This window comes from Hymenobacter ruricola (genome assembly GCF_015694525.1).
GTDB classification, from domain to species: domain Bacteria; phylum Bacteroidota; class Bacteroidia; order Cytophagales; family Hymenobacteraceae; genus Hymenobacter; species Hymenobacter ruricola.
This window is the reverse complement of sequence record NZ_JADQDM010000006.1, coordinates 249,910-262,676: the sequence shown is the minus strand read 5'-3', so window position 1 is coordinate 262,676 and position 12,767 is coordinate 249,910. Positions and strand designations below refer to the sequence as shown.

The 12,767-nt window shown below is 65.0% G+C and carries 10 protein-coding genes; 2 read left to right on the top strand and 8 right to left on the bottom strand.

What is annotated here, in order from left to right; translation table 11 throughout:
* Nucleotides 1-32: 32 nt before the first annotated feature.
* The 8 genes from I2H31_RS14045 to I2H31_RS14010 all read right to left on the bottom strand — a co-directional run bounded on the left by I2H31_RS14045 (nt 33) and on the right by I2H31_RS14010 (nt 9,467).
* Complete coding sequence (locus I2H31_RS14045) at nt 33-2,078, bottom strand: DUF3857 domain-containing protein (RefSeq protein WP_196293669.1); 2,046 nt, start codon at nt 2,076-2,078, stop codon at nt 33-35.
* A 91-nt stretch (nt 2,079-2,169) separates the two neighbouring features.
* Entirely contained in the window at nt 2,170-4,233 is a 2,064-nt protein-coding gene (locus I2H31_RS14040) for a DUF3857 domain-containing protein (protein ID WP_196293668.1), read from the bottom strand.
* A gap of 75 nt (nt 4,234-4,308) precedes the next feature.
* Nucleotides 4,309-6,279: a DUF3857 domain-containing protein gene (locus tag I2H31_RS14035; protein ID WP_196293667.1), complete on the bottom strand. Its 1,971-nt coding sequence runs from the start codon at nt 6,277-6,279 to the stop codon at nt 4,309-4,311.
* Nucleotides 6,280-6,374: 95 nt separating this feature from the next.
* A complete protein-coding gene (locus tag I2H31_RS14030; RefSeq protein ID WP_196293666.1) occupies nt 6,375-7,613 on the bottom strand; it encodes an MFS transporter in 1,239 nt (412 codons plus the stop codon).
* A 105-nt stretch (nt 7,614-7,718) separates the two neighbouring features.
* Nucleotides 7,719-7,952 (bottom strand): hypothetical protein, encoded by a 234-nt coding sequence (locus I2H31_RS14025; RefSeq protein ID WP_196293665.1) that lies wholly within the window; start codon nt 7,950-7,952, stop codon nt 7,719-7,721.
* Between the two features lie 82 nt (nt 7,953-8,034).
* Nucleotides 8,035-8,769: a porin family protein gene (locus I2H31_RS14020; protein WP_196293664.1), complete on the bottom strand. Its 735-nt coding sequence runs from the start codon at nt 8,767-8,769 to the stop codon at nt 8,035-8,037.
* Nucleotides 8,770-8,828: 59 nt separating this feature from the next.
* Nucleotides 8,829-8,987 (bottom strand): DUF3606 domain-containing protein, encoded by a 159-nt coding sequence (locus tag I2H31_RS14015; protein WP_230687778.1) that lies wholly within the window; start codon nt 8,985-8,987, stop codon nt 8,829-8,831.
* A gap of 162 nt (nt 8,988-9,149) precedes the next feature.
* Complete coding sequence (locus tag I2H31_RS14010) at nt 9,150-9,467, bottom strand: hypothetical protein (protein ID WP_196293663.1); 318 nt, start codon at nt 9,465-9,467, stop codon at nt 9,150-9,152.
* Nucleotides 9,468-9,773: 306 nt separating this feature from the next.
* On the opposite strand from I2H31_RS14010, the gene I2H31_RS14005 reads away from it, so the two are divergent.
* Together I2H31_RS14005 and I2H31_RS14000 are read left to right on the top strand one after the other, a co-directional pair.
* Nucleotides 9,774-10,364: a DUF1579 family protein gene (locus I2H31_RS14005; protein WP_196293662.1), complete on the top strand. Its 591-nt coding sequence runs from the start codon at nt 9,774-9,776 to the stop codon at nt 10,362-10,364.
* A 390-nt stretch (nt 10,365-10,754) separates the two neighbouring features.
* Nucleotides 10,755-12,395 (top strand): SUMF1/EgtB/PvdO family nonheme iron enzyme, encoded by a 1,641-nt coding sequence (locus I2H31_RS14000; protein WP_196293661.1) that lies wholly within the window; start codon nt 10,755-10,757, stop codon nt 12,393-12,395.
* The last annotated feature ends 372 nt before the right edge of the window (nt 12,396-12,767 follow it).

The window sequence follows — 12,767 nt, the reverse complement described above, 5'->3', positions numbered from 1 at the left end:
GGAAAAGGCCGAAAAAAGGACGTAATGGGCCGTTAAACTTTCTTTTTGATGACGAGCTTCTCGCCCTGCTTTTCCAGCATGAGGCGGTAGAACTCGCGCAGCTGTGCGTATTCTTCGGCCGCGTACACGGGCTTGCGCAGGGTGAGGCGGCTGGTGAGCTGCACCACGCCGGGGGCGGTGCTGGCCACGTTGTAGAGGAAGCGGCCGCCGTTGTCGGGCAGGTCCACCACGGCGGGCTTGGGCAGCTCGGCCACTTCGTAGCCGGCGGGCAGCGTCAGGGTGATGGTCTGGGTTTCGTCGCGGGGCGCGCCAAAGTCCACCGGAAACAGCCGGTCGTCGTGCCGGAAGGGGTTCTGGTCGCTGTTGAACTCGCGCAAGGGGCTCAGGTACAGGGTGCCGGGCGTGCTGTTGTCGTCGGCCGGCTGGGTAAACTCGTAGTCCAGGGCCAGGGGCTTGCTCACGTTTTCGCGCTCGGCCACGGCAAATTTGGGCACCGTCCAGCCGCTGTGGGGGCGGGCCAGCTCGGTCAGGTACTTTTTCTCGCCCAGGCTCACCAGCTCTTTGCGGGCCTGCGCCCCGGCGTAGCCGGCGTGTTCCTCGTGCACTTTGCCGCTGAGGCCGCCCTGGGTGTCCAGGGTCAGGGCCACCTGCTGGTAGTGCACGTAGCGTTGGCTGGGGGCCAGGTTCACCCAGCGGCCCTCGCCCGCTTTGGGCATAATCAGGCGGCCGCTTTGGTTGAGGCAGCGTTCGGGCAGCACGCCGCAGGGCAGCAAGGGGTCGGTGGCGTCCACCAGCAGGTCTTGGCTGCCGGCCAGCGGCACCAGCGCCACCACGTAGTTGAACCGGTCCAGCAGGGGCTGTGCCTCGTTCACGCGGCCGTGGCTGCGGGTGCTCAGCAGCACGGGGTGGGCCTCAAGGCCGGCGTCGCGCAGGGCGGCAATGAGCAGCAGGTTTACGTCGGCCGAGCTGCCCAGGTGGGCATCGAAGGCCTTGCGCAGCGAGCCCGAAGTGGAATAGCGGTTGGTGCCGTCGTAACGCACGGCGCCCATCACCACCTGGCGCACGGCAGCGGCGCGGGCGCTCAGGTCGGGGTGCAGCAAGGCCAGCGCTTTCATCTGGTCCTTCAGGAAGTTGCCGCGGTCGAGCTGCTGGCCGAAGTTTTCATCGGCCAGCAGCTCCATGTCAATCTTGTTCCAGGTGCCGGCCACGTTCTGGTAGCCCTGGCCCGGGAACTGCAGGCCGGCCAGCTGAAAATTGATGCGGTCCACGTAGTCTTCCGACGTGGTCATGTACGGCTCGTCGCGGAAAGCCGGCACGTCCTTCATGGCCCAGCGGTAGCTGGTGAGGCGGCTCGTCGTCACGCTGGAGCTGGGGCCTTCGCGGGTGGGACCGTTGCCCGAAAAGCTGCCGCCGGTTTGCGTGGTGAACTGGGCCGAGCCCTCGGTTTGGGTTTGCACGGCCAGGGCGTGGTAGCCCTGCATCAGCATCTTATAGTGAAAATACTCCGGTATCGCCGCCCGAAACTCGCTCCAGCGCACCGGGATTTCGCGCTGAAACGTCCAGTCCTGAAAGTTGAAAAAGAAGTCCGACGTCACCGAGTAGCTGTACTCAATCACGGAGCCCTCGCGCACATCAGGCAGGGTAAACTTCCGGATGCGCACGTTGGGCGTGCGCTCCTCCGTGAAGGCGTTGGCCGCGTCGAGCTTGCTGGGCACCAGCTTGTTGCTCACCATGTTGTAGGTGGTGCCGCGCAGGCCCGATATTTTCTCGGTGCGCGAGTCGTGGTGATAGAGCGGTACTTCCACCGTGGCCGCGTCGAAGCCGGCCTTTTTCAGGATTTTGATACGCGTCACCCGCTCCGACACCAGTTGGAAGTCGTTGTTGGTGTACACGAAGCTGGTGGTGCCAAAGTCGCAGAGCACCACGGCCGTGGCGGCGCTGTCCTTCACAAAAGAAGCGGCGAGGAAATCGGCCGGGTCGGGCTTGCCAAATTTGATAGGTGCCGTCTGGGCCTGCGCCGCTACGGCGCCGAACAAGGCAACGCCTACCGCCGCAGTTAGCAGTAGAGAATGTTTCATGCAGGAAATGAATTAAAATACGGACGGTTAAATTGCCAAAAGATACGAGGAAAACACTTGGAATTAAGGACCAAAAGCCGGCCCACACGACCTAGCCGCCGGCTTTTTTCTGGATGACGAGCTTCTCGCCCTGGTGCGCCAGCAGCTGGCCGTAGAGCTCGCGCAGGCTGGCGTATTCTTCGGCCGCGTACACGGGCTTGCGCAGGGTGAGGCGGCTGGTGAGCTGCACCACGCCGGGGGCGGTGCTGGCCACGTTGTAGAGGAAGCGGCCGCCGTTGTCGGGCAGGTCCACCACGGCGGGCTTGGGCACGCTGGCCAGTTCGTAGCCGGCGGGCAGCGTCAGGGTCACCAGCAGGGTTTCTTCCTGCATCATGCCGAAGTCGACGGCAAAAGCCCGGTCTTCGTGCCGAAACGGGTTCTGGCCGGCGCCGAACTCGCTCAGCGGGCTCAGGTAGAGGGTGCCGGCCGCGGCGTTGTCGCCGGCCGGCTGCGTAAACTCGTAGTCCAGGCTCAAGGGCTTGTCCACGGTTTCGGCGGCGCCCACGGTCAGCTTGGGCACGGCCCAGCCTTCGTGGCGCCGCAGCAGCCCGGCCAGGTATTTCTTCTCGCCCTGGTCGGCCAGCTCGGCCCGGGCGTGGGCGGCCGCGTAGCCGCCGCGCTCGTCGTGCACCTTGCCGCTGAGGCCGCCCTGGGCGTCCAGGGTCAGGGCCACCTGCTGGAAGCGCACCTGGCGCTGGGCCGGCGTGAGGTCGACCCAGCGGCCGTCGGCCTCCTGTTTTGTCACCAGCCGGGCCACGCGGTTGAGGCAGCGCTCGGGCAGCACGCCGCAGGGCAGCAGCGGCTCGGTGGCGTCCACCAGCAGGTCCTGGCCGCCAGCCAGCGCCACCAGCGCCACCACGTAGTTGAACCGGTCCAGCAGCGGAAACTCCTTGTTGACGTGGCCGTGGTCGCGGGTGCTCAGTATCAGGGGCTGGGCGTCGATACCGGCGTCGCGTAGGGCGGCGATGAGCAACAGGTTCACGTCGGCCGAACTGCCGCGGTGGGCGTCGTAGGCTTTGCGTAGCGGTTCTTGGGCAAAGCAGTGGTCCTTGCCGTCGTAGCGCACGGCGGCCATCACCAGCTGGCGCACGGCAGCGGCGCGGGCCGTTACGGTGGGGTGCAGCACGGCCAGGGCCTGCGCCGGTTCCTTCAGCGGGCCCGAGCGGCCCAGGCGCCCGCCAAAGTCCTCGTCGGCCAGCAGGGTGCTGTTGATTTTGCCCCAGGTGCCGGTCAGGTCGCGGAAGTCGGTGGCCGACCACTGCTCGGCGGTGAGCTCAAAGTCGAGGCGCGCCAGGTAATCGCGGGCCGTGGTCATGTAGGGCTCCTCGCGAAAGGCGGGCACATTTTTCAGCACCCACTGGTGCTCTTCGGTGGGAGCCGTGATGCCCAATGTGCCCGTGGAGGTACCCGCCGAAAGGCCCGCGCCGGCCGGGATGCGGTCGTCGAGGACGAGTCCCACGGTGCCGGCGTGAGACTCGTTCACGTCGAAGGGCCGGCTGCCCTGGTAAATAATCTTGTACTTGTAAAACACCGGCAGGCTGACGCGGTACTCGCTCCAGCGCACGGGAATGTCCTGCTGAAACGTCCAGTCCTGGAAGTTGAACAGGAAGTCCGAGCGCAGCGTGTAGGCGTACTCAATCACGGCGCCTTCGCGCACGTTGGGCAGCGTGAACTTCTGGATGTTGGTGGTCGGGGTGCGCTTTTCGATAAACGCGCCGCTGGCTTCGAGCTTGGTTTTTTCCACCACGCCGTTCACCAGGTTGTAGGTGAAGCCGCGCAAGCCCGACACTTTTTCCTGGTCGTCGTCGCGGTGGTAAAGCGGGATTTCCACGGTGGCGTAGTCAAAGCCAGCTTTTCGGAGGATTTTGACGCGCGTCACCCGCTCAAACACCACTTGCAGGCCGGCGCCTTTGCCTTCCATGCGCGAACGGCCGAAATCGCAGAGCACCACGGCCGCGGCGGCGCTGTCCTGCGCGAAGGGCTCGGCCGTGAGGTCTTTCTTGTCGACCTGGCCAAACTTAATGGGTTCGGGCTGGGCCAGGGCCGGCCAGCTCAGCAGCAGGCAGAATGCGGCCGCCAGCCAGCGCCCGCGCCCGAAAAACAGGGAAATAATCATGTAAAGCTTAAATCGAATAAGAGCCGGAGTTTAGTGTAGAAGCAAAAGAAAAATGGAAGCCCGGGGCCGGGGCACTCACCCCACTTTCCTGATAACCAGTCGCTCGGCCTGCTTCTCCAGCATCTGGCGAAACAGCTCGCGCAGGCCGGCATACTCGGCGGCGGTGTAAATGGGCTTGCGCAGGAGCAGCCGGCTGGTGAGCTGCACAGCCGTGCCGTTGGCCGTGGTGCTGCACGCAAAGCGGCCGCCGTTGTCGGGCAGGTCGAGGGCTTTCGATTTGGGCGTTTCGGCCAGCGCGTAGCCCGCGGGCAGCGTCAGGCTCACGGTGATGGTTTCTTCGCGCAGGTAGCCAAAATCAACCGGAAACTGCCGGGTTTCGGCGCGGAAGGGGTTGCGCTCGGGGCCGAAATAGTGCAGCGGCGCCAGGTAGAACGTGCCGACCGGGACGCCTTCGGGCGCGGGAGTGGGCTGCGCTACGGCGTAGTCCAGCACCAAGGGCTTCAGCACGCTGTCGCGGTTGGCCACGGCAAAGGCCGACACGGACCAGCCGGGCAGGGCTTGGCCCACGCTGGCCGCAAATTTCTTGTCGCCGTCGTGCTGCAGGTTGTCGCGGTATTCGGCGCCGGCGTAGCCGCCAAACTCCTCGTGCACCTGCCCGCTCAGGGCGCCGTCGGGGGCCAGGCACAGCTGCACCTGCTGCAGGTGCGTGCGGCGGTAGCGGGGCTTGAGCTCAACCCAGCGGGACGTGCCGGCCGAGCTGCCCACCACCCGGCCCTGCTGGTTGAGGCAGCGCTCGGGCAGCATGTCGTAGGGCAGCAGCGGGTCGGTGGCGTCGAGCACCAGCTCCTGGCCGTCGGCCAGCGCCACGTGCGCCGCCACGTAGTTGAACTGGCTGGTTTCGGGCATGGTGGCCCGCACCCGGCCGTGGGCGCGGGTGCTCAGCAGCACGGGGCTGGCCGCGAAGCCGGCGCCGCGCAAGGCCGCGATGAGCAGGAAATTGACCTCGGCTGTGTTGCCCTGGTGCGTTTCCAGGTAAATTTTGCGCAGCGGCACCCGGGTGTGCATGCTGAACTCGCCGGTGCAGCGCACGGCCTTCAGCACCAGGGCCCGCACGGCGGCCAGGCGCAGCAGGGCATTGTCGGGGGTGGGCGCGGGCAGTTGGGCCAGGTCCGCCTTCAGAAAGTTGAAGTGGTCGAGCTGCTGGCCCAGCTCCCACTCGTGCAGCAGGAACTGGTCAATCTTTTCCCAGGAGCGGCTGATGTCCTGGCTGCCATAGTTGGCCAGCTCGAACGAAATCTTGTCCACGTAGTCGGCCGCGGTGGTCATGAAGGGCTCCGGGCGCAGGGCGGGCACGTCGCGCATGGCCCAGCGGTAGGTCGTCAGCAGCGCCGTGGGGCTGGCCGGCTCGTCCACGGCCAGGGGCTGCTTGGTTTGCAGCCGCATCTTGTAGTTGAACTGGTGCGGAATGCTGGCCCAGTACTCGCTCCAGCGCACGGGCACGCTGTGCTGAAATTCCCAGCCCCGGAAGCCGGACAGGTAGTTGGAATAGAGCGTGTAGCGAAACTCGATGACGGAGCCCACCCGCACGTTGGGCAGGGCAAATTTCTGCAGCGAACACTGCTCGTTTTTCTTCAGCAACAGGCTGGTGGCCGGGGCCAGCGCGCTTTGTTCGGCCTGGCCATTCACCAGGTTGTAAGTGAAGCCCTGCAGGTTGGTCAGGCGCTCGGCGTAGCCGGGGCGGTCGTGGTGGAGCAGCACGGCTACGTTGGCCCATTCCAGCCCCGCCGGCTTCAGAATCTTGATGCGCGTCACCCGGTCGAAGCGCAGCTCGCCGCCGTTGGGCACGCTGGTGCTGCCGAAGTCGCAGAGCACCACGGCCGCGGCCGCGCTGTCCTGCGCAAAGGGCTCGGCCGTGAGGTCTTTCTGGTCGATTTGGCCGAACTTGATGGGTTCGGGCTGGGCCTGGACCGCGCCGGCCAGCAGCCAGCCGCCCAGCAGCAGGGGCATTAGGGCCCGCAGGCAGCGCCGCAGTACAGAAGCCGGCATCAATAAAAAGGAAAGGAGTAAACAGTATTTGAAAACCTAAAAATAGTTGAATCTATCGGGTTTTCATCGGCTGTTCATCTTTCTTTTTCCGCCCCTTACACTACTTCTTCGGGCGATGGCTCGGGGCTGGGTTCCGAGTAGCCCGGCGTCGCCACCGGCCCGGTGTCCTGGATGCGCAGCAGGTAAGCCACGGCCGCCAGCACGCACAGCAGGCTCAGGCCGTGCACGTAGGGCAGGCGGCCGGGCTGGTTGGCAAATATCCAGCCCGCCAGCAGCGCGCCCAGCCCGATGCCGATTTCGAGGGCGATGTACATGGTGGCCACGCCCCGGCCGCGGTGCTCGGGGTGGCTCAGGTCGATGGTCCAGGCGTAGAGCGTGGGCGAGTTCAGGCCCGTGCCCAGCCCAAACACCACCGCCCCGGCCAGAAACACGGGCACCGACGGCGACCACACCAGCAGCCCCAGCCCCGCCGCCAGCAGGCCCGCCGACCAGCGCAGCACCGGCACCCGACCGTAAGTGTCCGACGACTTGCCCGCCACCAGCCGCACCGCCAGCGAGGCGGCCGTGTAGCAGATGTAGAACAGCCCCTTGGTGGAGCCCACCAGCCCCAGCAGCCGGCTTTGGTCGGGTATCACCGTCAGCACCGCGCCGTAGGGAAACAAACACAGCGCCGTGACCAGCGCCGGGGCCAGCACGCGCGGCTCCAGCACTTCGGTGCGCCAGTTCAACTTCAGCAAGGCCGGGCTGAAGCGCCGCCGTTGGGCCTGCGGCAGGGTTTCCGTCAGGGTGCCCTGCACCAGCACCGAGAGCAGGGCCGCCCCGCTGGAGCAGTAAAACATGGCGTTGAGCGAGTGGTGCGTGGCCACCCACGAGCCGAAGGCCGGCCCGAAGGCCATGCCCAGCGCGCCAGTCACGCCCAGCAGGCCCATGGCCTCGCCGCGCCGGGCCACGGGCACGATGTCGGCCACGTAGGCGGCCGTGCCCGTGGGCTTAAAGCCGGTGCTAAACCCGTGCAGCAGCCGCAGCGTGAGAAACCCCGACACGGTGAGGGCCCAGGGGTAGAAAAACCCGCACACAAAGCACACCAGCGAGCCAAACACCATCACGGGGATGCGCCCCACGGTGTCGGCCAGCTTGCCCGAAAACGGCCGTGAAATGGCCGCCGTGAGCGTAAACAGCGAAATGATGAAGCCCTTGTACTCGGCCCCGCCCAGCCGCGAGAGGTGCTCGGGCAGCTCGGGCAGCAGCAGGTTGAAGCTGGCAAAAAACAGGAAGGACGACAAACACATCAGCCAGAAGCCGAGCGTGTAGGTGCGGGAAGAGGAAGCGGCCATAAGAAGCCGCAAAGGTCGGGGGGAATGGCTGGCGCTGCCAACCTGCGGTAGCATCGCTGCATTTTCCGGCTTGCTTTTTTGAGGCCGGCTTTCACGTCTATATGCTTACCCCTTTCTTTTGTCTAGCGCATTTCGGACAAGCACATAGAGCAGAACCAGACCCAAAATGCCGGCGCCCAGCGCCACGGCATGGCTGAGAATAAATTCTGCCAAAATGAAGGCTCCAAAAAGCCCGAACATCCGAAAAAATATCAGGCCGGGCAGCAGAATAGCCACGGCTATCAAGACTCTTCTTACCAGGCGGTGCTCTCCGGGGAATTCTTCTTTGTCGGGCTCCATCGGGTGGGTAGGAGGGGAAGATGAGCAGCCGGCTGGCCCAGAAGCCACTCCCGCCTAGCCCGGCGCTGATGCTTGAACCAGGCTATTGCGCCGGGCCAAACAAGTAGGTGAGGGAGCCTTGAAAGGCCCGGTTGTAATAGGCCGGCGTGCTGACGGGAACGCCGTTGTAGTGGTAGCTGGGCGACAGGTTGCGCAGGCCCACGCTGTAGGCCAGCTGGAGCATCCAGGCGCGGTAGCGGTAGCCCACGCCCGCCTGCAGCCCGGCATCGAAGCGCCGGGTGTAGCCGCGGTCCAGGTCAGGGACCTCGTTGCCGGTGGGCGTAATGGAGCCGCTGTCGGAAGTCGGGGCCCCACTCTGGGGCACGGCTTTGGTTTCGTAGCGCCCGCCCAGCAGCAGGCCCACGTAAGGCCCGGCAAACACCTGCGCCCCCTGGCCATCATTGCCTTGGGTGAAGGCCACGGACAAGGGCACGGTCAGGTAATCGAGCCGGTTGCTGGTTTCCACCTCGGCGGGAATGCCCGGAAGATTTGGGGCCGTGCGGAGTTCGACGGTGTAGTGCTGCGCAAAGCCTTTTTGGGAATAAAGCGCGGCCGCCTGCACCGCGAAGTGGCCCCGGCCCCAGGCGCCGGCCACCCCCGCCTCCAGGCCCGCGCGGTAGCCCGGCGTGCCTACCGGCGTCTTTTCCGGGTAGTGGTAGGTGGCCAGGTTCAGCCCCAGGCGCGGGCCAATGGCGAGCGAGTGCTGGGCGCGGACCACCGGGGCGCACAGCAACAGGCCACCCGCGAATACCAGCGTAGAAGTAAACCGTCGAAACATAGAAAGAAGGGAAGAGGGTCGATGATGGCCTCGCGCCGGCAGCCGGTGCCCGGGTTTTCTCAGCGGTTGAGGTAGGCCCGCACATCGGCCACGAGCGGGCCCACGGCCAGCACGGCGTTGCGCAGCCGGGTTTCGGTGCAGTTCAGGGTTTGGCACCAGTAGTTCACGTCGATGGAAGACTGGACGTTGATGCGGGCAGGGTCGGCGGGCGGGCGCAAGGCGGGAGGCAGAAAAAGTGGAGGCGGTGGACAAGGCGCCCATTCAATCCCGAAAGATAAATAGGCGCTGCTGCCCCGCCGCTACAGCTCGCGCCCCCGCCGGCCGCCGGGGCCGGAATGCGTAAGTAAGCGTGGCTCAATAATGACCCGTACTAGTTGTTCCTAATCCAGCACCGGCCCCAGCGCCTCGCGCAACGACACGGCCCGGCGCAGCGAGCGGCGGCAGCAGTCTTCGCGCAGCAGGCACGCCACGAGGCATTCGGTGAGCTCAATGGCCCGGGCCAGCGACACCCGGCAGCGGCACTGCACCGAGTGCTGCACCCGGTCCCAGAGTTGCTCCAGGCGCTGTTGCACGGGCTCCTGCTGGTCGGCCAGCAGCTCGTCGCAGTTGTGGGTGAGCAGCAGGCGCACCAAATAATAAACTTGCGTGGGCAGCGGCTGGGTTAGCCGCTGGTGGCAGCACGAGAGGGGAGGGCACATGGCATAAAAGCGGGAAAAAAGCGTGGAAAGAAGTGCCTTGGGAGGCGGGTTGCCGGCCCTATTGTCATAACTATACCAAGATGCCGCTCACGGCCGGGGTTGCGGAAAATATATTTTTCGTTCCCAAAACGTCACTTTTTTTAGCGCGGTGTTTTCGCTGCCTCTGGGCGGCGCAATGAAAACGTCAGGCCCCGGAAAGTCATGACTGGATATAGCAGGAGGCTTATATTTGGGGCGGTGGGTGCGGCTTGTGCCGCGGCCACGTTTTCTTCTTTTCCACTGTTCCACCAGTTTTAGCTTCGCTCCATGAAAACGATTCTTCTCGCCGTGCTCAGCAGCTGGGCAATTTCTCACGCGGGCCTGGCCCAAACGCTGGCCGCGCTGCCCAGCCCCCCGGTGGCGGCCCCGGCGGCCAAGGCGCCCGCCCCCGCCGCCGACGAGTTTCACCAGCTGCTGGCGCGGGCCAGCGGTACCTGGACGGGGCAGGCCACCATGACGTTTTCGCCCACCGCCTCGCCCCTCACCAGCACGTCGTCGCTCACCAACCGCATGGTGATGGGCGACCTCTTTCAGCTCTCCGAAGTCGTGTACAACATCAACGGCCAGCAAATCCGCGGGGTGCGGGTGACGGGCTACGACGCCAAAAAGAAGATATTCACCCGCGCCATGATTCAGGACGGCGGCAACGGCGTGGCCATGGAAGGCCCCTACGACCCGGCCACCAAATCGACGACCATGCGCTACCAGCAGCGCAACGGCGCGGGCCAGTATACCGACATGAAGGAAGTCTACACCTTCGTCGACGAGAACACCGAGCTGCTGGAAATCTACCGCCTCGACGCGAAAACCAACCAGGAATTCAAAATCCTGAACGTGAAGTGGACCCGCAACCGCTAACCGGAGCGCCCCCGCAACCCTGCCAACCCGCCCGAAAAGCCCCGACTGCGCCCGCAGCCGGGGCTTTTCAGCACCAGGGCCCCGGCCGATGCAGGAGAAACTGCCCGGCAACTTAAGGCACCGTGTGCCGGCCATTGAAGAGGCTCCTCCGGGCCCAGCCCCCCGGGCTGCTTGCCCGGCACGTGCCTTTTTAGTAATAAATAGTGAAAGTTAAATATTCGTCTTTAACTTTGGTTATGCGGGCTGTAGCCTCGGGACTTCCAGTGGAGCCGGGGCTAGCCGAGCGAGTGTTGCGACGCAAGCTATTGAAACGAAATAGGTTGTGCATTGGCGGCATCTTGCAATTGGCTTCTTTCCTAAACGTCTCCCCGGGCTATGATTTCATTCAGTATGCTCAGAATAACGGTGGCCGGCTGCCTGATGCTCCTGGCCCCGCTGGCCGCCAGGGCCCAGTTCAAAGGCGGCATCGACGACGGCACCCACGTGGGCCAGGCCAGCAACCGGCCCTTCGGCCGCAACATCTTCCTGGGCGGCGACGACGACGGCTGGGCCATGGCCCGGAAAGGCGAGCCCACCACGCCGCTGCCCGTCACGCTCACCGAATTCGGCGGGCGCTGGCAGCAGCGCGCCGCCCTGCTGTTTTGGAAAACCGCCACCGAAACCAACGCCTTGCACTTCGAACTGGAACGCAGCTTCGACAGCCGCACCTTCGCCAAGATTCAGCGCATTGCCGCGGCCGGCCACAGCAGCAGCCCCCGCAGCTACGAATACCCCGACGCCAACGTGGCCCAGCTGCTGCCCGCGGGCAGCGCCTACGTGTACTACCGCCTGCGCACGGTCGACAACGACGGCACGGCCCTCAGCATCGGCGTCGACCAGAAGGCGGGCTCTTTTGACGTGAAAGTGTTTGCCCTGGAAATGGTTTATATTCCGCAGGGGCCCTTCTGGGCCGGCTACAACAACGTAGTCGGGGCCGATAACTACGGTGACGGCAGCAGCCTGGCGCCTCTGCAAATCACCAGCGCCTTCCCGCCCACCATGGGCAACGGCGCGGGCCAGCTCTGGGACCCCCGCGGCACCGGCACTATCAATTCCAGCTTTCCCACTGGCTACAACGCTTACTATATGATGAAGTACGAACTGTCGCAGGCCGGCTACCGCGATTTTCTGAACTCCATCAGCTACAACAACTCCGACTTCCTGCCCGAGCGCTCCGACCTCACCACGGCCAACCACGCCACCGCGGGCACCAAGCTCTTCCTCACCGGCGTGCGCAACAACCTGGAAGTGCGCAGCAGCAGCATGACCACCGGCTACGTGGGCGCCGATGCCAACAACAACGGCACCTACAACGAAGCCGCCGACGGCGAATGGACGGCCTGCGGCTCCCTGCTCTGGAGCGACGCCGCCGCGTTCCTGGACTGGGCCTGCCTGCGCCCGATGACCGAGCTGGAGTACGAGAAAGCCGCCAACGGGCCCGAGCCCCAGCCGTACCCGCGCTTTGCCACCGGCACCTACATCATCCCGCCCACCGGCGGCCTTGCCAACGCCAACACCAGCGCCGAAAAACAGGTCCGCACTTCACTCTCTACCAACTACATCAACACCTCCGACGGCACCATCGACGCGCCGCTGCGCAGCGGCTACGCCGCCGATGCCACTTCCGACCGCAAGCTCTCCGGCGGCAGCTACTACGGCGTAATGGACCTGAGCGGCAACCTCTGGGAGCCCTGCGTGACCACCGCCAACGCCGCCGGCCGCAGCTTCAAAGGCAACGTGGGCGACGGCATCTTGTCCGTCACCGAAGGCCGCGCCAACCAGAACAGCTGGCCGGGGGTGAAAAACACCGAAAACACGGCCAACGCTGCCGGCGAAGTGCTCAAAGACTACACCGTCGGCATTGGCATGAAGGGCGGGAGCTTCGTGGAAGACTACACGGCCGCCATTACTTCGGCGTTGCAAGACCCCAACTACCCCACCACCCGGGCTAATGCCAAAGGCTACGGCTGCCGCGGGGTGCGCCAGCCGTAGCCCCCGACTGGTGCCAGGATGGAAACTAAAAAGCCCCGACTCAAGCCGAGTCGGGGCTTTTCGGTGGCCGGGCGGGCGGCTCATGGGCCGGAAATATGGACGCCGCCGCGGCCCAGGTTTCCGCCGGGCCGTGACAGCCAGCCGCCCCAGCCGCTGGTGGGGCCGGGGCGGCTGAAAGATACTCCGCTGAATGAATGATGACCCCATCGGCATCGCATCGCAAATGCCCCAGCGGGGGCCTTCGTTGGTAAGTGCTTTGAACGGCTTTGCCTTTCAGAAAACCGCCCTTTGGCTGAACATCCAGTACATTCGGTCGCCCGTGTCTTCCCGTCATTCCTCACCTATCCAGAAGGGCCTGGCCGCCCTGCCTTC